The sequence below is a fragment of the Methylobacterium sp. EM32 genome (assembly GCF_040593685.1).
GTDB lineage: Bacteria > Pseudomonadota > Alphaproteobacteria > Rhizobiales > Beijerinckiaceae > Methylobacterium.
In genome coordinates, this window is sequence record NZ_JBEXZS010000242.1 from 1 (window position 1) to 20,790 (window position 20,790).

A 20,790-nucleotide genomic window follows, 5' to 3' on the forward strand; every position below is an offset into this window, starting at 1 on the left:
CCTCACTTTTTTTTTAATTATACGGGCACCACCGTGATCTACACCTAACCCTTCTTCGGCAGCGTCACTGGTGAATATGATACAGGTCCCCAACCCCCGATACTCCCACGGGGAACGACCGCACACTGGAACGGTTATCGGGTATGCCGCCCGGCTCGTGAGCCGCGCGCCTCTCTCGGCGCGCGGCCGTACCGGGCCTCCTCATGATCGATGGCAGACCCATGCTGAGCGACAGCAGCTCCTCCGCCCCACCGGGAACGATCCCGGTCACCCTCACGGTCAACGGGCAGGAGCGCAAGCTTCGGGTCGCGCCCTGGACCACCCTCCTCGACCTCCTGCGCGAGGAGCTCGACCTCACCGGAACCAAGAAGGGTTGCGACCACGGCCAGTGCGGCTCCTGCACGGTGATCGTCGACGGCAAGCGGATCAATTCCTGCCTCGCCCTGGCGGTGCAGAAGGACGGCGCCACGGTCACCACCATCGAGGGCCTGTCCTCCGGCAGCTTGCACCCGGTCCAGGCGGCCTTCGTCGAGCACGACGCGTTCCAGTGCGGTTACTGCACGCCGGGCCAGATCATGTCCGCGGTGGCGCTGATCGAGGAGGGCCGGGCCCGCTCGCGCGAGGAGATCCGCGAGCACATGAGCGGCAACATCTGCCGCTGCGGCGCCTATTCCAACATCGTCGACGCCGTCGAGGACGTGCTGAAGAACAAAGCGTCGTCATTCCGGGAGGCCGCGGAATGAACCGGTTCGACTACACCCGCGCCGGCACCGTGCAGGAGGCCGTGCAGGCGCTGGCCGCCGATCCGGCGGCGCGCTTCATCGCCGGCGGCACCAACCTCGTCGACCTGATGAAGTACAATGTCGAGCGACCGGGGCGGCTCGTCGACATCACCCGCCTGCCGCTGGACGAGATCGTCCAGCACGAGGGCGGCCTGCGGCTCGGCGCGCTGGTGCCGAACGCCACCCTCGCCTACGACCCGCTGGTCACAGAGCGTTATCCCCTGCTCGCGAGCGCCCTGCTGGCCGGCGCCTCGCCGCAGCTGCGCAACGCCGCGACCACCGGCGGCAACGTGCTCCAGCGCACCCGGTGCTACTATTTCTACGACGAGGGCACGCCCTGCAACAAGCGCGAGCCCGGCAGCGGCTGCCCGGCGATGACCGGGGTCAACCGCATCCACGCCATCCTCGGCGCTTCCGATAAATGCATCGCCACCCACCCCTCCGACATGTGCGTCGCCCTGGCGGCGCTCGAGGCGACGGTGCAGGTCGAGGGACCGAACGGCCGGCGTGCCATTCCCTTCGCGGAGTTCCACCGCCTGCCGGGTGACGAGCCGCAGCGCGACACGACGCTGCGCCACGGCGAGATCGTGCTCTCGGTCGACCTGCCGGACGAGGACTTTTCGAAGCACTACACCTACTTGAAGCTGCGCGACCGGCTGTCCTACGCCTTCGCGCTGGTCTCGGTCGCAGCCGCTCTGGAGATGGACGGCGACACGATCCGCACGGCGCGTCTCGCGCTCGGCGGCGTCGCCCACAAGCCCTGGCGCAACGCGGAGGCCGAGGCGCGCCTCCAGGGCAAGCCGGCCACGCCGGAGACTTTTCGCGAGGCCGCGGACGTGATCCTGGCCGAGGCCCGGCCCTACACCCACAACGCCTTCAAGGTCGAGCTGGCTCGGCGCGCCATCGTGCGGGGTCTGTCCCAGGCCGCCGCCGGCACGCCGCAATCCCAGACCGACAAGCGCATCGCCTAAAGGATCGCCATGGCCACCCCCTCGCACTATGTCGGCACCGCCCGGAGCCGGCTCGACGGCCCCGCCAAGGTGACGGGCGCCGCCAAATACGCCGCCGAGTTCACCGCCCCCGACCTCGCCCACGGCGTGGTGGTGTCGAGCGCGATCGCCAAGGGCCGCATCACCGCGATCGACACCAAGGCCGCCGAGGCGGTGCCCGGGGTGATCAAGGTGTTCACCCACGAGAACAAGCCGCGCACCGCCTGGCTCGACTACAATTACCGCGATCAGGTCGCGCCCCCCGGCTCGCCGTTCCGGGCGCTCAACGGGCCCGAGATCGTCTATGGCGGCCAGCCGGTGGCGCTGGTGGTGGCCGAGAGCTTCGAGCTCGCCCGCTACGGCGCCACCCTGGTCAGGATCGCCTATGAAGAGGAGGTGCCGAACACCGATCTCGAGAAGAATCGCGACGCGGCCTACGTCCCGCCGAAGAAGCGCTCCGGCATCAAGCCGCCGCCGGACCCGCGCGGCGACGCAGGCAGCGCCTACGATACCGCGCCGATCCAGTTGCGCCACGAGTACAAGCAGGCGATCGAGCACCACAACCCGATGGAGCCGCACGCCTCGACGGTGGTCTACGAGGGCGAGGGCAAGCTCACCATCCACGACAAGATCCAGGGCGTGAACAACACGCAGGGCTACGTCTGCAGCGTGTTCAACCTGAAACCTGACGACGTGCGGGTGATCACTCCCTATGTCGGCGGCGGGTTCGGCTCGGGTTTAAGGCCGCAATACCAGCTCTACCTCGCGGTCTCGGCCGCCCTCGACCTCAAGCGCTCGGTCCGGGTGGTGCTGACCCGAGATCAGATGTTCACCTTCGGCTACCGGCCGGAGACCCTCCAGACCGTGGCCCTCGGCGCCGATAGGGACGGGCGGCTCCAGGCGCTGACGCACGACGCGGTCGCCGGGACCTCGACCTTCGAGGATTACCAGGAGGCGGTCGTCAACTGGTCGGGCCTGCTCTACCACTGCCCGAACGTCACGCTCGACTACAAGCTCGCCAAGATCGACACCTACACCCCGTCCGACATGCGGGCGCCCGGCGCGGTGACGGGCATCTTCGCCCTCGAATGCGCGATGGACGAGCTCGCCTACGCCACCGGCGTCGATCCGCTGGAACTGCGCCTTCGCAACTACGCCGAGCGCGACGAGGGCGAGGGCAAGGAGTTCACCTCGAAGGCGCTCCGCGCCGCCTACGAGCAGGGCGCCCAGCGCTTCGGCTGGTCGAAGCGCAAGGCGGAGCCGCGGTCGATGCGCGACGGGCGCGAGCTCGTCGGCTGGGGCATGGCGACCGGCGTGTGGGAAGCGATGATGATGCAGTCGAGCGCGAGCGCCACGCTCACGCCCGACGGCAAGCTCGAACTCGCCTGCTCGACCGCCGATCTCGGCACCGGCACCTACACGATCCTCGCCCAGATCGGCGCCGACGCGCTCGGCCTCCCCCTCGACCAAGTCACCACCCGGCTCGGCGACACCGCGCTCCCCGAGGCGCCGCTCGCCGGCGGCTCCTGGACCGCAGCATCCTCGGGTGCCGCCGTGCAGGCGGCCTGCCGCACGGTGGCGGAGAAACTGCTCGGCTACGCCCGCGGGATGGCGGAGTCGCCGCTCGCCAACGCGGACTTCGCCCACGTGACCTTCGCGGATGGCGAGATCCGGCTTCAGGGCGATCCCACGCGAAAAATCCCGATCGCCGAGGCGATGCGGGCCGGCGGCGTCGAGCGTGTCGAGGCGACCGAGAAGGTCAAGCCGAGCATGCTCACCAACATGCGCTTCTCGGCCTACACCCACTCGGCGGTCTTCGCCGAGGTGAAGATCGACGAGGATCTCGGCGTGGTGCGGGTGACGCGGGTGGTGAGCGCCATCGCGGCCGGCAAGATCCTCAACCTGAAGACCGCCCGCAGCCAGATCCTCGGCGGGGTGGTGATGGGGATCGGCGCGGCTCTGGAGGAGGAGTCGATGCTCGACCACACCCTCGGGCGGATCATGAACCACAATCTCGGCGAGTACCACGTGCCGGTGAACGCCGACATCCACGACATCGAGGTGATCTTCGTCGACGAGCACGACGACAAGGTCAGCCCGCTCGGCGTCAAGGGCCTCGGCGAGATCGGCATCGTGGGCGCCGCCGCGGCCGTCGCGAACGCGGTGTTCCACGCCACCGGCAAGCGGGTGCGCGAGCTGCCGATCACCATCGACAAGATCATCGGCTGACCCATCTCAGCCGTTGAGGGGAGCAAGGGGCGGGGCCTTCGGGCTTCCGCCCCTCGTGTTTGTGGACGGGAGCAGTGCCCATGGACGTCAACAGCGTCACGGCCGGCGAGGTCGAGATCACCTACGAGGCCTCGGGGCCCGACATGGGCCAACCGGTCCTGCTGCTGCACGGCTGGCCGGACGACCCGCGCACCTTCGACGGCGTGGTGCCGAAGCTGAACGCCGCGGGCTGGCGCACCATCGTGCCCTACTGGCGCGGCTGCGGACCGACCAAGTTCCTGAACGCCGAGGGCCCGAAGACCGGCGAGACGGCCGCGCTCGCCACCGACATCCTCGCCTTCATGGACGCACTCGGCTTCTCGCGCCTGCCGGTGATCGGCCACGACTGGGGCGCCCGCGTCGTCTATATGCTCGCCGCCGCCCGGCCGCAGCGCGTCTCGTCCATCGCCGCCCTGTCGGTACCCTGGGCGCCCGGCCGGATCGGCGTGCCGCCGCTGCCGCAGGTGCGGGCCTTCTGGTACCAGTGGTTCATGACCACCGAGCCGGGCGCCGCCTTCGTGCGCGAGAACCCCCTCGCCTTCGCCCGCGAGCAATGGGTGGCCTGGAGCCCGCCCGGCCCGTGGTTCACCGACGAGACCTTCGGCAAGACCGCGCCGTCGTTCCAGAACCCGGACTGGGCCGCCGTCACCCTCAACTTCTACCGCTCGCGCTGGGGCGCCGACGCGCCCGACCCGCGCTTCGCCGAACTCAGGCAGGCGGCGGAGGAAGCGACCGGCATCGCGGTGCCGACCCTGGTAATCCACGGGGCCGAGGATTCCTGCACGCTGCCGGCCTCGTTCGCAGGCCAGGAGCAATCCTTCACCGGGCCGTATCGGCAGGTCGCGCTCGACGGCGTCGGCCACTTCCCGACTCGGGAGGCGCCGGACCCGGTGGCGGAGGCGCTGCTGACGCATCTGGGCGAGGTCGGTCAGCACTGAGCGACTGCCCGACTCGCAAGACAGTCTTACTACCCTCCGCGTCATCCCGGGGCCGCGCAAGCGGAACCCGGGATGACGCAGAGAGATGTCTTGGAGTGATGCGGCCCGGTCATCCTCCCGGCGACCGGGCTCGCATCCGCTCCGCCAGGAAATCGACCAAGACGCGCACCCGCGCCGGCACCGTCGCACCGCCGACGAACACCGCGTGGATGCTCTCGCGGTCCTGCGGGTTGTAGGCTTCGAGGAGGGGAACGAGCCGGCCGCTCGCCACCTCCTCCTGGATGTGGAAGCTCCCGACCCGGGTAATGCCCACCCCCTGCACCGCGAGTTGCACCAGCGTCTCGCCGCTATTGGCCGTGAGGTTGCCACGGACCGCGAGCAGGACATCGCGCCCCGCCTCGCGGAACGGCCAGCCGGGCTCGATGCGCCGGAAGCTGAAATCCAGGCAATTGTGCTGCGCGAGATCGGCCGGCACCCGCGGCACGCCGGCGCGGGCGAGGTAGGACGGGGCGGCGACGACCATGCGCCCGGTCTCACCGAGGCGGCGGGCGGTCAACGGGCTGTCGGCGAGAGGGCCGAAGCGGATCGCCATGTCGATCCGCCCCCCGAGCACGTCCGCGATCTGGTCGCTCAGATCAATCTCGACGGCGATCTCGGGATAGCGCGCGACGAACTCGGCCAGCAGCGGCACGACGATCAGGCGACCATGGGCCGTGGCGGCGCTGACCCGGACCTTGCCACGCGGCGAGGCCTGATCGGCGATTGTGCTCTCCACCTCGTCGAGGTCGGCCAGCACGCGGCACGCCGCCCGCGCATAGGTCTCGCCCTCCGCCGTGAGGTGCAGGCTGCGGGTCGTCCGCACGATCAGGCGCACGCCGAGCCGGGCCTCGATCCGCGCGACGATGCGGCTGACGGCGGACGGCGTCAGGCCGAGGGCGCGGGCGGCCCCCGACAGGCTGCCGGCCCGCACCACCGCGGCGAAGGCCGCCATCTCTCCGGCCCGGTCGGTCGCCTCCCGCTTCATTCGTGACTCCGGCGCACAGATCCTGGTCCGCGAGCCTGACTACCGCCCCTGCCATTCGTCAAGACAATGCCGCCCTGGAACAAGCGGGAGTCTTCCATGACGATCAACCCACCCCTTTTGGCGCTCGCGATCGGCGCCTTCGGCATCGGTGTCACCGAATTCGCCCCGATGGGCATGCTGCCGACCATCGCCGCCGATCTCGGGGTCTCGATCCCGGCGGCGGGCCTGCTGGTCAGCGCCTACGCCGTCGGCGTGCTCGTCGGCGCACCGCTGATGACGCTGCTCTTCGCCCGCACGCCGCGCCGGACCCTGCTGATCGGCCTGATGGGCGTGTTCATCCTCGGCAACCTGCTCTCGGGGCTGGCCGAAGGCTACGGCACGCTCCTGGCCGCGCGGGTCGTCACCTCCTTCAACCACGGCGCCTTCTTCGGCGTCGGCGCGGTCGTCGCGGCCGGCGTGGTGGCGCCGCAGCGGCGTGCCTCGGCGGTCGCCGCGATGTTCTCGGGGTTGACCGTCGCGACGGTGGGCGGCGTGCCGCTCGCGGCCTGGATCGGCGAGATCCTGGGCTGGCGCACCGTCTTCCTCGGCATCGCGGCGATCGGCGGCGTGGCGATGCTGGCGCTGCGGCTCTCCCTGCCGCCGCTTCCCGTTAAGGCCGGCACCGACATGCGGGCGGAACTGCGCACCCTGCGGCACGGCTCCGTGCTCTCGGCCCTGCTGCTGACGGTGCTCGGCGCCAGCGCGATGTTCACCGTCTTCACCTACATCGCGCCGATCCTGCGGGAGGAGACCGGGGCGGGCTCCGCCTTCGTCACGGCGATGCTGGTCGTCTACGGTCTCGGCCTCACCATCGGCAACGGTCTCGGCGGGCGTCTGGCGGACCGCTCCCTCGACGGGACGCTGATCGGCTCGCTGGCGAGCCTCGTCGTGCTTCTGGTCTTGTTCGCCGCCGGCATGCGCTCCGCCTGGACCTGCGGGCCGCTGATCTTCCTGTGGGGAGTCGCGAGCTTCACCATCGTGCCGCCGCTCCAGATGCGGGTGGTGAGCGCGGCAGCCGCCGCCCCGAACCTCGCCTCGGCGATGAATATCGGCGCCTTCAACCTCGGCAATGCGATCGGGGCCGCCCTCGGCGGCGGGGTGATCGATGCCGGCCTCGGCTTCCCGGCGGTGTCGCTGGCGGGCGCCGCCGCGGCCGGAACGGCGCTCGCCCTGATGCTCGGCCTGCGGCGCAGGACGCAGCCGTCGCAACTCGCCACGGCGCGTGGTTGCCCCTGAGGCAGACTTGGCCCGATCCTTGGCCCGATCCTTGAACGGAAACCGTGCTCGCTCTCGCAGAGGCGCTCAAGATGGACACGACGACCCTCCTCGCCTTCGCGGCCGCCTTCCTGGTCTTCGCCGCGAGCCCCGGGCCCGACAACATGACCATCATCGCCCGCACCCTGTCGCACGGGCCGGCCGCCGGCCTCGCCTACGGGGTCGGCATGGTGATGGGCATCCTCGCCGTCCTGGTCCTCGCCGCCCGCGGGCTCGCGGTCGTGGCGCGGGAGATGGGGGCGGTGATGACGGTCCTGCGCTATGCCGGCGCCGCCTACCTGGTCTGGGCCGGGATCCGCCTGTGGAATGCGGAGCCGGTGCTGCCGGCGGAGCGCGCGGGCGGCGCGGCGCCCGGCCTGGCGGCGAGCGTGCTGACCGGCCTCGCCCTCAATCTCGGCAACCCGAAGATGCCTCTGTTCTATCTCGCCCTGCTGCCGAACGTCGTCGGCGGCGCCCTCGCCCCGGCGCAGGTCGGGATCCTCGCCGGCGTGATCGTGGCGGTCGAGGCCCTGGTGATCGGCGGCCACGTCCTCCTGGCCGGCCGCTTGCGGCGCGCCCTGCGCACCCGCATCGCGGTCCGGCGGGCGAACCGGGTCGCCGGCGGGGTGATGGTCGGGGCCGGCGTGGCGGTGGTCGCGGCGCGCTGATCGCGTCGGTCGACTGGTTGCGGGTGCGGGCATTCCGTCCCGGCGTTTCATCTGCCACGACGCGGCGTCCGATCCGCCGCGAGTGCCCGATCCATGTCCCGTGCCGAACGCCTGCTCGACCTGCTCCAGGTCTTGCGCCGTCACCGCGGCCCGGTCAGCGGCCGGCACCTCGCGCAGGAAACGGGCGTCAGCCTGCGCACCCTGTATCGCGACATTGCCAGCCTCCAGGCGCAGGGGGCGGCGATCGAGGGAGAGCCGGGCCTCGGCTACGTCCTGCGCCCCGGCTTCACCCTGCCGCCGCTGATGTTCCGCGAGGAGGAGATCGAGGCCCTGGTCCTCGGCATGCGCTGGGTGGCGGGACGGGCCGACACGCCGCTGGCGGCGGCCGCGGGCGATGCGCTGGCGAAGATCGGCGCCGTCCTGCCGCCGGCCTTACGCGACAGGCTCGACGCCTCGACGCTGATGGTCGGCCCGGCGGAGGCGCCGCCGGAGCGCATCGACCTCGCATCCCTGCGCGGCGCCATCCGGGCCCAGCACAAGGTGACGATCCGCTACCGCGACGCGGGCGGGGCGGAATCCGAGCGAGTGGTCTGGCCCTTCGCCCTCGGCTTCTTCGAGCGGGTGCGGGTCGTCGTCGCCTGGTGCGAGGCGCGAGACGATTTCCGCCATTTCCGCACCGACCGGATCGAGGCCCTGACCCTCACCGGCGCGCGCTACCCCCGCTCCCGCCACGCCCTGCTGCGGGAGTGGCGCGCAATCCAGGGCATCGCCCCCTGATCGCTGCTGCCGGAATCTGTCAGTGGGGCCGCGTAGATCCCGGGGGCACCGCACCAGACCGGAGCCCCCACGATGCTTCAGCCCTCCTACACAATCCTCTACGTCGACGACCCCGAGGCGAGCGGCCGCTTCTACGCCGCCCTGCTCGGCCGCGCCCCGGTCGAGGCGGGCCCGACCTTCGTGCTTTTCGCCTTCGAGAATGGATTGAGGCTCGGCCTGTGGTCCCGCCACTCCGTCGTGCCGGCGGCCACGGCCGGCGGCGGCGGGACCGAGATCGCCGTCACCGTCGCGGACGACGCCGCCCTCGCGGCGACGCATGCCGACTGGGCCGCCTGCGGCCTGACGATCCTCCAGCCGCCGACCGACGCGGATTTCGGCCGCACCTTCCTGGCCCTCGATCCCGACGGGCATCGCCTGCGCGTCTTCCGGCCGGGCTAGGCCTCTGTCCTTTTTCGTCCGCTTCCGGTCCGGACGCGGCCTTTCGGGTCTCGGTGCGGCGCCTATCCTGGCGCCGTCCCACCCGCTAAGGATCAAGCCCATGCCGGACACCGCCCTCCTCGTGATCGACGTCCAAGAATCCTTCCGCCACCGTCCCTACTGGGACGAGGCCGACCTCCCCCGCTTCCTCGACCGCAGCCAGGCGCTGATCGACGGCGCCGTGGCGCGAAACGTCCCCGTGCTGCAGGTCTTCCACGTCGAGGAGCAGGGGCCGTTCTCCCTCGCCTCCGGTCATGTCCGCACCCTGGAGCCCCTGCGGCTCACGCCCAACGCGGTGTTCCACAAGAGGCGCCACTCTGCGCTGGTCGGCAGCGGGCTCGAAGTCTGGCTGAACCAGAACGGCATCCGCCGGCTGATCGTGAGTGGCATCCGCACCGAGCAGTGCTGCGAGACCACCACCCGCCACGCCTCCGACCTCGGCTACGCGGTCGATTACGTCGCTGATGCGACCCTGACCTTCGCGATGACCGACGCCGCCGGGCGAAGCTGGAGCGCCGACGAGATCCGGGCCCGCACCGAACTGGTCCTGGCCGGCCGCTTCGCCCGCATCGCCACGGTCGAGGAGGCCTTGGCCGGGCCGGCCTCGCGCCTCGCCGCATGAGCGCGACAGCGGACATACCGGCCCCCTTGCCGGCCCCCTTGCCGGCGCCGGCCCGCTCGCCGGTCATCCTGCCGGTCTTCGTGGTGTGTCCGCCGCGCACCCTGCTCCTCGACGCGGCCGGGCCCGTCGAGGTCTTGCGCAAGGCCAACCTGCTCCAGGACCGGGTGCAGTTCCGCGTCAGCCATGTCGGACCGTGCCCGGAGGTCACGAGCTCGACCGGACTCGGGATCGCGGGCCTTCGGCCCCTGCCCGCGCCGCTGCCGGACGGCGCGACCGTGGTGCTCGCCGGCACGGCGGAGCGGATCCTCGACGACCCCTCACCTCCCGGCGACCACGAGCGGGAGGCCGAGGCGGCGATCGTCGCCTGGCTGCGGGAGGCGATCCGGCCGGGCCACCGCCTGGTCTCGATCTGCTCCGGCGCCCTGCTGGCGGCCCGGGCCGGGCTCCTCGACGGGCATGCCTGCACCACCCACCACGGGGCTTGCGCCGAGCTCGCGGCGCTCGCCCCCGCGGCGCGGGTGCTGGAGGACCGGCTGTTCGTCGAGGACCGCGAGCGGCTGACCAGCGCCGGCATCACCGCCGGCATCGACCTGATGCTGCATCTCGTGGCGCGCCTCGTCGATCCGGCCTGCGCGGCGGCGGTGGCGCGCTACCTCGTCGTGTATCTGCGCCGGGCCGGCCACGACCCGCAGCTCTCGCCCTGGCTGGAGGGGCGCAACCACCTGCATCCGGCGATCCACCGGGTGCAGGACGCGGTGAGCGCCGATCCGGCCCGGGCCTGGAGCCTCGACGTCCTGGCCGATCTCGCGGCCACCAGCCCGCGCCACCTGTCGCGGCTGTTCAACCGCCATGCCGGGATGAGCCTGCCGGCTTACATCAACGGCTTGCGGGTGGCTCTGGCCCGCGACCTCCTGGCCCAGACCCGCCTCGACATGGAGCGCGTGGCCGAGCGCACGGGCTTCGCCTCGCCGCGCCAGCTCCGCCGGGCCTGGAGCCGCCTGCACGACCGCCCGCCGAGCGCGCTGAGGGACGGCTGAGGCTCAGGCGAGCAGCGCGTCCCGGTCGAGCCCGAGCGCGCCGGCCACCTCGGTCAGGGCCCGGTGCTCGGACGGGCTGATGCCCTCGAAATCGGCGACGTCGGCGGCGATAAGGAAGACGCTTTGGCGCTGCTCCGCCGGGCGCTCGGCCAGGGCCTCAATGAAATGCATGTTCTGCATCCGCCCGGCCCGGGTGCGGGCGCGGCCGATCGCGTCGTAGAGCTCCTCCTCCAGCATCAGGCTGTCGTAGCCCTTCTCGAGGATCGGATCGGCCAGCATGCCTTTGAGCGCCGCCTCGAACTCCGCCCCTGCGACCTCGCCGTCGGCCACGATCACGTTGGCGCAGGCCGACACCGCGGCCCGCATCAGCGGGGCATCGCCCGCATAGGCCGTCACCGTCTGCTTGAACCGGCCGAAGGCCGCCTGAACGAGGCTCATCGGTCTCCCTCTTCTCGTCGATCCGTCGTCCCCTGCTTAGCAAGCGCGGTCGACTGAGAAAATCGGCAGCCTGCCGCAGCGCAGCACGAACCTCTCACAGCCTCTGCCGCACTCACAGTTCCTGGCGCACTCACAGTTCCTGTCGGACCTGGGCATGGGCCAGCAGCGCGAACAGGCCGGTGCCGCCGACGACGTTGCCGATCAGCGCGGGCAGGATCATCCCGCCGAGCACGTGCCCGGGACCGGCCTCCCCGGCGACGAGCAGCAGGAACGCCTCCGCCGCGCCCGCCACCACGTGGGTGAAGTCGCCGAGCACGATCGCGAAGGTGAGGGTGAAGACGATCCAGAATTCGCCCCCGCTCGACGCCGCCCGCAACCAGGCCACGGTGGCGATCAGGAAGCCGGCCGGAATGCCCTGGAGCAGCATCTCCGAGGGCGACTTGTGCATCAGGCTCTCGCGCGACACCGCCAGCATCGCGTCACGGAGGCCTTCGCTCACCAGATGGCCGTGGATGATGAGCGCCGCCGCCACGGCGGTGCCGGCGAGGTTGCCGAGGAGCACGATGCCCCACAGCCGCGCGGTCGCCGCGAGCGCCCGCCGGCTCGGCCGGGTGACGAGGGGCAGCACGGTGACGATCGTCTGCTCGGTGAAGAGCTGCAGCCGCCCGAGGATCACGATCAGGAAGCCGAGGGGATAGCCGAGCTGCGAGACCAGGGTGCGGGCCGCCATGTCGGCCGGCAGCTTGTGGTGCAGCGCGCCCTGCGCGATCACCGAGGCCGTGATGGCGATGCCGGCCGCGACGCCGGACCAGAGCAGGGAGCCGGAGGGGCGCTCCAGCTCCTCCTCGCCCTGCTTGCGCACCGCCTCGTGGACGATGGTGGCGCGGGGCGCCGAGCGGTCCTCGATCTCGCCGCGCTCCGCCTCGTCCCGGTCCGCCATGTGATGTCGCGCCGCACGTCAGTGATGGAGCGTATTCGACGCGCGGCCTCTGCCCCGGTTCCGCTCCCCTCCCCGCCGGTTGCGGCCGGCCGGGCGCCGGTGCTACCCGTCTGGCGACCGGATCGAAGAACCGGAGGGGAGGCAAGCGTGGATGCAGACGAGCACCGCACGGGGCGGGCCCTCGCCCCGCGGCCGTCCTCCGCCCTGACGCCGCCGCCCGCGCCGGCCCGGACGGCCCCGGTGGCGCCCGCCGCCCCGACCCGCCTGACCGCCCGTTTGCAGCGGGCCTACGCCATCGCGGACCTGCGCGACCAGGCCGCCCGGCGGCTGCCGAAGGCGGTGTTCGACTTCATTGATGGCGGCGCCGAGGATGAGCGCACCTTACGCGACAACGTCGAGGCCTTCGATTCCTGGATGCTGATGCCGCGGGTCGGCGTCGATGTCCGCACCCGCGACCTCTCCCGGCCGATCCTGGGCGTCCCGTCGTCCCTGCCGATCATGATGGCGCCGACCGGGCTCGCCGGGTTCTTCTGGCCGGACGGGGAGGTGGCGGGCGCGCGAGCGGCAGCGCGGGCGGGAATCCCCTACTGCCTGTCGACCAACTCCGTCGGCTCGATCGAGCACGTGGCGGAAGGGGCGCCCGAGGGCGAGCGCTGGTTCCAGCTCTACTTCCTGCGCGACCGGGAGTGGATGCAGGCGCTGCTGCACCGGGCCGCGGCGGCGCGCTACCGGGTCCTGTGCCTCACTGTCGACCTCGCGGTGCAGGGACGGCGCGAGCGCGACCTGCGCAACGCCTTCACCATGCCGCTGCGGCCGCGCCTCTCCACCGCCCTCGACCTCGCCCGCCGCCCGGCCTGGCTCGCCGGCGCCGCCCGCTCGCGGCTGGGCTTCGGCAACTTCCAGGTGGCGGGGAGCGGCTTCACCAGCGTAGCGCAGCACGTCGCCTCGCTGTTCGACCCCTCGGCTACTTGGGACGACATCGCCCGCATCCGCGACCAATGGCGCGGCCCGATGGCGCTCAAAGGTCTTCTGCATCCGGCCGACGCCGAGCGGGCGGTGGCGCTCGGGATCGAGGCGGTGATCGTCTCCAACCACGGCGGCCGCCAGCTCGACGACGTGCCGGCGGCGATCGCCGCGCTCCCCGACGTGGCCGAGGCGGTGGGGGGCCGCGCCGAGGTCGTACTCGACGGCGGCGTGCGCCGCGGCACCGACGTGATCAAGGCGCTGGCGCTCGGCGCCACCGCCTGCAGCCTGGGCCGGCCCTTCCTGTGGGGCCTGTCGGCGGGCGGGACCGAGGGCGTCTCCCGGGCGATCGAGATCTTTCGGAGCGAACTCGACAACGCCATGACCCTGCTCGGGACGCCCAGTCTCGACGCGATCACGCGGGACCACGTGCGGGCGCGGCGGGGTGGCGGGTGGTGAGGGTACAATTCTGGACAGGGATCGGCCGGGAGGGCTCGGTACCGTCGAAGCATGCCGGATTGGCGCCCGGGATCCTCACCCACAGGGTCATTCCGGGGCTCGCCGCAGGCGAGAACCCGGAATCCATAACCGCTGACGTTCAAGAATAGGACGGATCGCGTTCCGCTTCATCCTGAGTCGCCAGCGGTTATGGATCCCGGGTTCCGCTGCGCGGCCCCGGGATGACGGTGTGAGTTGCAAGTCGGGCCGACCAAACACCTTCCGAGGTCGAAGGCGGGCAAAGCCGGGGCCGGCAGTTCTACCGGCGTTGCGGACAGTTGCTCACGCCGCGTGCCGCCCCGCCTCCGCGCCGAAATGCCCGATATAGCGCTTGGCGATGGCCTCCACCGGCAGCACCACGAACACGTCGGTGGTACCGAACTGGTGATCGACCACCGCGCCGTCGCCGAAGGTGGCGCCGACCCGCAGGTACCCCTTGATCAGCGGCGGCAGGGCCTGGAGGGCGGCCTTGGGGTCGATCGCCTCGCGGCTCAGGCGGTCCATGGCGACGTGGCGGCCCGGCAGGGCCCGGGCGCGCCAGCCCTCGGGAGCGCGGGCGAAGTGGTGCAGGAAGCTCAGGGGCAGGGCCAGGCGGTCGGGATCGGTGCCCTCCAGGCTGGCGCAGCCGAGCATCGCGTCGATGCGGTGATGCAGCACGTAGGTCCAGATGCCGTGCCAGAGCAGCTCGACGGTGCGCTTGGTGCGGTAGGGCTTGAGCACGCAGGAGCGGCCGAGCTCCAAGAGCCGCTTGCCGGCCTTGGCTTCCAGCACCGGGCCGAGATCGTACTCGCCGGCGGTGTAGAAGCCGAAATGCCGGTCGGCCTGCTCCTGGCGCAGCAGCCGGTAGGTGCCGACGACCCGGGGCTTCGGCTTGCGGAAAGGTTTGGCTTCCTGCGCGGCGTGGTCGATCACCAGGAGGTGGTCGCAGACGGCATCGTACTCGTCGACGTCGCGGCGCTTGAGCATCGCGAGGCCGGTCGGGATCGCCGCCATCTCCTCGTAGAACACCCGGTAGCGCAGGCGCTGAGCCCGCTTGACCTCCTTCGGCGTCGTCGCGAGACGCACTTCGAGGGAACCGATGCGGCCGAGCACCGGGTCGAGGCCGGGCGTCTCGAAAGCTTTCAGGCGCGGGAAGAGCCGCGAGGGCTGCGCCAGTCCCTTGAGGTGGATGCCACCCTCCGCGGCGCGGCCGATGAGGCGCGCGAGGGGAATGCCGGGCGGAGCATCGCGGCCGTCGCCGGCCGGGCCGCGGGTGAGGAACGGAACCATGATCGAGGCATCCCGTGCGGCGCCGACCGAACCGGCGCCAAGAGTCCGGCGCCAGGTGGGCTTGAGCGCCCTGCGCGGCGACAAGACACCACGAAACCCCGCACGGGAATATGACAGGGGTTTACAAAGCCCTGCAGAGAGTTGGCGGGGCAGTGCCGCCCCGCCGCCAAAAAACCGTCAGACGAACTGGTTCAGGCCCGGGATCGAGCCGACGATCGGCCCCATCACGTCCTCGCCGGCCTTCTCGCGGCCATAGGCGAACAATTCGCGGCCGAGTGGCTGCATCTGGCCCATCGGCACGCCGGCCGACATCAGCTTCTGGCCGAGCGCCATCACGCCGCCGCCCATCATGCCGCCGAGCATCCCCATCAGGCCGCCGCCGCCCTCGCCGGGGCCGCCGTCGCCGGACTGGGCGATCGCCGCGTCGGCACCCGGCATGGCGGCGATCAACTTGTTGACCTCCTCCGCCGGGCCCTCCTTCTGCAGGAAGGCCAGGATGAGCCCGATCGCCTTCTGGGCCGTGGTCGCGTCGAGGCCCGTGGCCTGCGTCACCCGGGCAACAAGCTCTTCCATCGTGGTCTCCCGCTCCTCCGGCTCAAGCCGTCCGGCCCGCCGCCGGGCGGTCTTCGGCGAAGGTGGGCGGGAAATCAAGGCGGGGCGGTGAAACCGGCCGGTCCGCCGTTGACAGGCGGCGCGCGCACCCGTAACGGTGCCATCTGGCGCGCGGGCTGCACGGTCCGCGCGCCGTCGCGTTCGCGGTGGCCTGATCCAGGCTCCCGAACGTCAACTGTCAAAAAGACGACCCCGGCAGGGTGCCGGAGGCCGGATGGAACACGGACGAGAACGATGTTCGCAGTGATCAAGACCGGCGGCAAGCAGTACCGCGTCGCCGCCAACGACGTCATCACGATCGAGAAGCTCGAGGGCGAGGCCGGTACCGCCGTCACCTTCGGCGAAGTGCTGCTGTTCACCGACGGCGCCGGCGCGACCCAGGTCGGCGCCCCGCTGGTCTCGGGCGTCAGCGTCGCCGGCGAGATCGTGAAGCAGGCCCGCGGCCCGAAGGTCATCGCCTTCAAGAAGCGCCGCCGCCAGAACTCGCGCCGCAAGCGCGGTCACCGCCAGGACCTCACCGTGGTCCGCGTCACGGGCATCAGCGCCGCCTAAGGCTGGCTGCGAGCCCTTTTCCAGAATTGAGGAGTTAGCCCCATGGCTCACAAGAAGGCAGGCGGTTCGTCCCGCAACGGTCGCGATTCGGCTGGTCGTCGTCTCGGCGTGAAGAAGTTCGGCAGCGAGGCCGTCATCGCCGGCAACATCATCGTGCGTCAGCGCGGCACCAAGTGGCATCCCGGCGTGAATGTCGGCATGGGCACCGACCACACCCTCTTCGCGCTCACCGACGGCCGCGTGCAATTCATTACCAAACGAGGCCGCGCCTTCGTAACGGTCGTCGCCAACGACGCCGCCCCGGCCCTGGAGGCCGCAGAATAACCCGACGGAGCCAGTGACGAGGGAGCTCCGCCGGTGTCCCCACACCGACCCGGCGACTCCTGCTCATCTTAGGCCCCGATACGGCCAAGCTCCGAGCGAGATCACGAGGGGAAGGTGGGGCACCACCTTCCCCTTCGTCGTTCTCGCAACCGTGCCCGAGCGGGAGGCTCTGGGTACGGATCGGAGTCAGGCGATGTTTCCCGACCTCACCCGCGACGATGTCTTCCGGCTCGAGACCCGGAGGCTGTGGCTACGCTGGGCCCGTCAGGCCGACGCGCAAGCCCTCGTCCGTTTCGCCGGTGAGAAAGCCGTAGCCGGGATGACCGCGCGCATTCCGCATCCGCTCGATCCGCCGGCCGTGGATACGTTCATCCTCGAGTCGCGGCAGGCCAATGCGGATGGGCGGGCGCTCGTCATGGCGATCACGCCGCGGCGGCACCCGACCCAGGCGATCGGCATCGTCAGCATCGAGCCCGATCCGGACGGCGCGCCGCATCTCGGCTACTGGCTCGGCACGCCGCATTGGGGCCAGGGCCTGGCGACGGAAGCCGCGCGGGCGATGATCGACGCCTTCTTCGCCTATACGGAGGGGAGCGAGCTCACCGCGTCGGCCCGTGTCGTCAACCCGGCCTCGCGGCGGGTGCTGGAGAAGTGCGGCTTCGCCTCGGTCGGCTCCGGCCTGCAGGCCTTCCCGGCCCGGGGCGGCGTCTTCCCGGTCGACCGCTTCCGGCTCGACCGGCGGGCCTGGGACAGCCTGAAGACCTGGCACGCCGCGGGCCTCGTCTTCGAGCGTCACGACCGGACGGAATGCCGGGCCGGCGCCTGATCTGATACAAGCAACGGCGGCCGGGGCCCCTCCCCGGCCGCCTCGAACCTATTCTGGAGTGATCCCGTGAAGTTCCTCGACGAGGCCAAGGTCTACGTCCGCTCGGGAGACGGCGGCGCCGGCTGCGTCTCGTTCCGGCGGGAGAAGTTCATCGAGTTCGGCGGGCCCGACGGCGGCGACGGCGGCCGGGGCGGCGACGTCTGGATCGAGTGCGTCGAGGGGCTGAACACCCTGATCGACTACCGCTACCAGCAGCATTTCAAGGCGCGCAAGGGCGAGCACGGCTCGGGCCGCAACCGCGCCGGAGGCAAGGGCGAGGACGTGGTGCTGAAGGTGCCGGCCGGCACCGAGATCCTGTCCGAGGACCGCGAGACCCTGATCGCCGACATGACCACGGTCGGCCAGCGGGTGCGCCTCGCCAAGGGCGGCAATGGCGGCTTCGGCAACGCCTACTTCACCACCTCGACCAACCGTGCCCCGAAACACGCCAATCCGGGCCTGGAGGGCCAGGAGCACTGGCTCTGGCTGCGCCTCAAGCTCATCGCCGATGCGGGCCTCGTCGGGCTGCCGAATGCCGGCAAGTCGACCTTCCTGGCCGCCGTGACGGCGGCCAAGCCCAAGATCGCCGACTACCCCTTCACCACCCTGCATCCGGGCCTCGGCGTGGTGCGGGTCGATACCCGCGAATTCGTGCTCGCCGACATTCCGGGGCTGATCGAGGGCGCGCACGAGGGCATCGGCCTCGGCGACAAGTTCCTGGCCCATGTCGAGCGCTGCCGGGTGCTGCTCCACCTCGTCGAGGGCACCACCGAGGATGCCGGCGCCGCCTACCGGCTGGTACGCACCGAGCTCGAGGCCTACGGCCACGGCCTGGAGGAGAAGCCGGAGGTGGTCGCCCTCTCGAAGGCCGACGCCCTCGATCTCGAGACCCTGGCGCTCCAGGTCGAGCGGCTGGAGGCGGAGACCGGCCAAAAACCCCTGATCCTGTCCTCGGCGACGCGGCAGGGCGTGACCGAGGCCCTGCGCACCCTGATGGCGCGGATGGACGAGGCGGCGGCCGAAGCGCCGGTGGAGCGGGCGGCCTGGCAGCCTTGAGGGCGGTGGACCTAGCGCTCGAAGGATCGACATGACCGATCGGCTGATCATCACCGACCCGGAGACGATTGCCATCGTTCTCCGTCAGACCGATCAGCTCGGCACGACGCCGGAGAACGTGGTGCTCTGGGCACTGCGTGCCTATGAGGCGACGCTGCCCCCGCTTGAGGAGCCGCCGGCGGGCGACGTGGCCGCGGCGCCAGACTTCATTGACCGGGCCTTGGCCCGTGCCGCATCGGCGCGAGCCGCGCTGCCGCCGGAGGCGAGCACGGATCAGGGCGATCCCTACGACGATCCTGACTCGCGGTGACGATCGGAGACCGTGCGGCCTCGCCTTCGTGGACGGTCCGTCCTATGGCTCCGCTCGTGCTGCTTCACGCTAGAGGACACGACATCCGCATGACCGCCCCCGTCCCCAGCGAGTCTCCGGTCGTGCCTCCCACCCTCGACCAGTTCCGCCGGGTCGTCCTGAAGGTCGGCTCCGCGCTCCTCGTCGACCGGGCGCGGGGGCGGCTGCGGCATGCCTGGCTGGCGGCGCTCGCCGAGGACATCGCCGACCTACACAGCCGCGGCGTCGACGTGCTGGTGGTCTCCTCAGGCTCGATCGCACTCGGGCGCACGGTGCTCAATTTCGCTCCGGGCCCCTTGCGGCTGGAGGAGAGCCAGGCCGCGGCTGCGGTGGGGCAGATCGCGCTGGCCCGGCACTGGTCGGAGGCGCTCGCCCATCACGGCATCGTCGCCGGCCAGATCCTGGTGACGCCGCAGGACACCGAGGAGCGCCGGCGCTACCTCAACGCGCGGGCCACCACCCTGAAGCTCCTGGAGGAGCGCGCCGTGCCGGTCGTCAACGAGAACGACACGGTGGCGACCTCGGAGATCCGCTACGGCGACAACGACCGCCTCGCCGCCCGCGTCGCCACGATGATCGGCGCCGACCTCCTGGTGCTGTTCTCCGACATTGACGGGCTCTACACCGCCCCCCCGGCGAGCGATCCCAGCGCCGAGCACCTGGCCGTCATCGCCCGGATCACCCCGGAGATCGACGCCATGGCGGGCGGGCCGGCCTCGGAGCTGTCCCGCGGCGGCATGCGCACCAAGGTCGAGGCGGCCAAGATCGCCGTCGCGGGCGGCACCCACATGATGATCGCCGACGGGCGCCCGAAGAACCCGCTCAAGGCGGTGGCGGCGGGCGCGCGCTGCTCGTGGTTCCTCGCCGGCTCGACGCCGGGCGCCGCCCGCAAGACCTGGATCGCCGGCTCGCTCGAGCCGCGCGGCACCCTGACGATCGATGCCGGGGCGGCCCGCGCGCTCCAGGGCGGGGCGAGCCTGCTGCCGGTCGGCGTGGTCCGGGTCGAGGGCAGCTTCAGCCGCGGCGACGCGGTGACGATCCGGGCCCGCGACGGCGGGGTGCTCGGGCGCGGCCTCGTCGCCTACGACAGCGACGATGCCGGGCGCATCCTGGGGCGGTCGAGCCGGGAGATCGAGGCGGTCCTCGGCTATCCGGGCCGGGCCGCCATGGTGCACCGGGACGACCTCGCCCTGGTGGGCGACTGACCCGCGGCCGGACGGGCCACACCTTTTCAGCGACGAGGCGCCCGCCCCTCCCCTGGCGGTGGAGAGACGAGCGATGCGGCGTTCCCCCGTGCCCGGCGCGGCGCTGGCGGCCTGGACCGAATTGGACACCGGCCCGATTCCCGGCGGCGGTTCCCTCAGGCTGGTGCGGCGCGACGACGAGTACCTGATCGTCGTCGAGGGCATGGAGCTGATGGGCAGCCACCGCAGCGGCTCCGAGCGCGACCTCGCGGCCCTTGCCTGCGCGCACTTGCGCGACCATCCGGCGCCGCGGGTGCTGATCGGCGGACTCGGCATGGGCTTCACCCTGCGGGCGGCGCTCGCCGAACTCGGGCCCGACGCCAAGGTGGTCGTCGCCGAGCTGGTGCCGTCGGTCCTGGCCTGGGCCCGCGGGCCGCTGGCGCATGTCTTCGGCGGCTGCCTCGACGACCCGCGGGTCGAGATCCGCGAGGGTGACGTCAACCGGGTGATCCAGTCCGGGCCGCAGGCCTGGGACGCGATCCTGCTCGACGTCGACAACGGCCCGCGCGGCCTGGTGAGCCGGGGGAACGACCGGCTCTACGATACGTGGGGCTTGAAGCGGGCGCGCTGGGCCCTGCGCCCGGGGGGTCTCGTCGGAATCTGGTCCGGCTGTCCGGACCGCAAGTTCAAGGCCCGGCTCCAGCGCACCGGCTTCTCGGTCGTGGAGCACCGCCTCCGCTCCGAGCGCCCCGGGCGGACCCCGCACGTGGTCTGGATCGCGACACGCCCGGCCGACGGCGGCTGAGAACAGGTGGAACGCGGCGCATAACCGGCACGACGCCCCCCGTCGTCTGTTGCCGATCGG

The 20,790-nt window shown here is 71.5% G+C and carries 23 protein-coding genes; 18 read left to right on the forward strand and 5 right to left on the reverse strand.

The window, feature by feature from the left end:
* The first annotated feature begins 221 nt into the window (after positions 1–221).
* The 4 genes from ABZT49_RS30445 to ABZT49_RS30460 all read left to right on the forward strand — a co-directional run bounded on the left by ABZT49_RS30445 (position 222) and on the right by ABZT49_RS30460 (position 4,977).
* Positions 222–743, forward strand: a complete 522-nt coding sequence (locus ABZT49_RS30445; protein ID WP_355291823.1) for a (2Fe-2S)-binding protein — start codon at positions 222–224, stop codon at positions 741–743.
* Entirely contained in the window at positions 740–1,753 is a 1,014-nt protein-coding gene (locus tag ABZT49_RS30450; protein WP_355291825.1) for a xanthine dehydrogenase family protein subunit M, read from the forward strand. Before ABZT49_RS30445 ends, ABZT49_RS30450 begins: the two co-directional genes overlap by 4 nt.
* Positions 1,754–1,762: 9 nt before the next feature.
* Positions 1,763–4,000 carry a xanthine dehydrogenase family protein molybdopterin-binding subunit gene (locus tag ABZT49_RS30455; protein ID WP_355291827.1) on the forward strand — a complete coding sequence of 746 codons (2,238 nt, stop codon included), beginning with the start codon at positions 1,763–1,765 and terminating at the stop codon, positions 3,998–4,000.
* Positions 4,001–4,080: 80 nt separating this feature from the next.
* Positions 4,081–4,977, forward strand: a complete 897-nt coding sequence (locus ABZT49_RS30460) for an alpha/beta hydrolase (RefSeq protein WP_355291829.1) — start codon at positions 4,081–4,083, stop codon at positions 4,975–4,977.
* 109 nt (positions 4,978–5,086) lie between these two features.
* Here the strand turns inward: ABZT49_RS30460 and ABZT49_RS30465 are convergent, their stop codons facing one another.
* A complete protein-coding gene (locus ABZT49_RS30465) occupies positions 5,087–6,001 on the reverse strand; it encodes a LysR family transcriptional regulator (protein ID WP_355291831.1) in 915 nt (304 codons plus the stop codon).
* 96 nt (positions 6,002–6,097) lie between these two features.
* Between ABZT49_RS30465 and ABZT49_RS30470 the strand changes: the two genes are divergently transcribed.
* From ABZT49_RS30470 to ABZT49_RS30495, 6 genes are all read left to right on the forward strand, one after another.
* A complete protein-coding gene (locus tag ABZT49_RS30470; RefSeq protein WP_355291833.1) occupies positions 6,098–7,276 on the forward strand; it encodes an MFS transporter in 1,179 nt (392 codons plus the stop codon).
* A 71-nt stretch (positions 7,277–7,347) separates the two neighbouring features.
* Entirely contained in the window at positions 7,348–7,962 is a 615-nt protein-coding gene (locus tag ABZT49_RS30475; RefSeq protein WP_355291834.1) for a LysE family translocator, read from the forward strand.
* Between the two features lie 93 nt (positions 7,963–8,055).
* Complete coding sequence (locus ABZT49_RS30480) at positions 8,056–8,739, forward strand: YafY family protein (protein WP_355291836.1); 684 nt, start codon at positions 8,056–8,058, stop codon at positions 8,737–8,739.
* A gap of 72 nt (positions 8,740–8,811) precedes the next feature.
* Positions 8,812–9,177, forward strand: a complete 366-nt coding sequence (locus ABZT49_RS30485) for a VOC family protein (protein ID WP_355291838.1) — start codon at positions 8,812–8,814, stop codon at positions 9,175–9,177.
* A gap of 100 nt (positions 9,178–9,277) precedes the next feature.
* Entirely contained in the window at positions 9,278–9,838 is a 561-nt protein-coding gene (locus tag ABZT49_RS30490) for an isochorismatase family protein (protein ID WP_355291840.1), read from the forward strand.
* Positions 9,835–10,875 carry a helix-turn-helix domain-containing protein gene (locus ABZT49_RS30495; protein WP_355291843.1) on the forward strand — a complete coding sequence of 347 codons (1,041 nt, stop codon included), beginning with the start codon at positions 9,835–9,837 and terminating at the stop codon, positions 10,873–10,875. The genes ABZT49_RS30490 and ABZT49_RS30495 overlap by 4 nt, the downstream gene beginning before the upstream one ends.
* 3 nt (positions 10,876–10,878) lie before the next feature.
* Here ABZT49_RS30495 and ABZT49_RS30500 read toward each other — a convergent pair whose 3' ends face one another.
* Positions 10,879–11,313 (reverse strand): tellurite resistance TerB family protein, encoded by a 435-nt coding sequence (locus ABZT49_RS30500; protein WP_109972950.1) that lies wholly within the window; start codon positions 11,311–11,313, stop codon positions 10,879–10,881.
* Between the two features lie 130 nt (positions 11,314–11,443).
* Complete coding sequence (locus ABZT49_RS30505; RefSeq protein WP_355291845.1) at positions 11,444–12,253, reverse strand: formate/nitrite transporter family protein; 810 nt, start codon at positions 12,251–12,253, stop codon at positions 11,444–11,446.
* Between the two features lie 147 nt (positions 12,254–12,400).
* Here ABZT49_RS30505 and ABZT49_RS30510 point away from each other — a divergent pair, with 147 nt between their 5' ends.
* Positions 12,401–13,675, forward strand: a complete 1,275-nt coding sequence (locus ABZT49_RS30510; protein ID WP_355291847.1) for an alpha-hydroxy acid oxidase — start codon at positions 12,401–12,403, stop codon at positions 13,673–13,675.
* Positions 13,676–13,996: 321 nt separating this feature from the next.
* On the opposite strand, the gene ABZT49_RS30515 is transcribed toward ABZT49_RS30510, so the two are convergent.
* Positions 13,997–14,983 (reverse strand): GNAT family N-acyltransferase, encoded by a 987-nt coding sequence (locus ABZT49_RS30515; RefSeq protein ID WP_355291849.1) that lies wholly within the window; start codon positions 14,981–14,983, stop codon positions 13,997–13,999.
* 177 nt (positions 14,984–15,160) lie between these two features.
* Positions 15,161–15,556 (reverse strand): DUF2267 domain-containing protein, encoded by a 396-nt coding sequence (locus ABZT49_RS30520; RefSeq protein ID WP_093571228.1) that lies wholly within the window; start codon positions 15,554–15,556, stop codon positions 15,161–15,163.
* Positions 15,557–15,829: 273 nt separating this feature from the next.
* On the opposite strand from ABZT49_RS30520, the gene rplU reads away from it, so the two are divergent.
* The 7 genes from rplU to ABZT49_RS30555 all read left to right on the forward strand — a co-directional run bounded on the left by rplU (position 15,830) and on the right by ABZT49_RS30555 (position 20,730).
* Positions 15,830–16,147 carry a 50S ribosomal protein L21 gene (gene rplU, locus ABZT49_RS30525; protein ID WP_048436258.1) on the forward strand — a complete coding sequence of 106 codons (318 nt, stop codon included), beginning with the start codon at positions 15,830–15,832 and terminating at the stop codon, positions 16,145–16,147.
* 42 nt (positions 16,148–16,189) lie between these two features.
* Complete coding sequence (gene rpmA, locus ABZT49_RS30530) at positions 16,190–16,471, forward strand: 50S ribosomal protein L27 (RefSeq protein ID WP_355291851.1); 282 nt, start codon at positions 16,190–16,192, stop codon at positions 16,469–16,471.
* Between the two features lie 193 nt (positions 16,472–16,664).
* The gene (locus ABZT49_RS30535) at positions 16,665–17,297 is read left to right on the forward strand and encodes a GNAT family N-acetyltransferase (RefSeq protein WP_355291853.1); all 633 of its coding nucleotides are present in this window, start codon (positions 16,665–16,667) and stop codon (positions 17,295–17,297) included.
* A 66-nt stretch (positions 17,298–17,363) separates the two neighbouring features.
* A complete protein-coding gene (gene obgE, locus ABZT49_RS30540; RefSeq protein ID WP_355291855.1) occupies positions 17,364–18,392 on the forward strand; it encodes a GTPase ObgE in 1,029 nt (342 codons plus the stop codon).
* A gap of 31 nt (positions 18,393–18,423) precedes the next feature.
* Positions 18,424–18,702, forward strand: coding sequence for a hypothetical protein (locus ABZT49_RS30545; RefSeq protein ID WP_355291856.1), 279 nt, complete (start codon positions 18,424–18,426; stop codon positions 18,700–18,702).
* Between the two features lie 89 nt (positions 18,703–18,791).
* A complete protein-coding gene (gene proB / locus ABZT49_RS30550; RefSeq protein WP_355291858.1) occupies positions 18,792–19,946 on the forward strand; it encodes a glutamate 5-kinase in 1,155 nt (384 codons plus the stop codon).
* 73 nt (positions 19,947–20,019) lie between these two features.
* Positions 20,020–20,730, forward strand: a complete 711-nt coding sequence (locus ABZT49_RS30555; RefSeq protein WP_355291860.1) for a hypothetical protein — start codon at positions 20,020–20,022, stop codon at positions 20,728–20,730.
* The last annotated feature ends 60 nt before the right edge of the window (positions 20,731–20,790 follow it).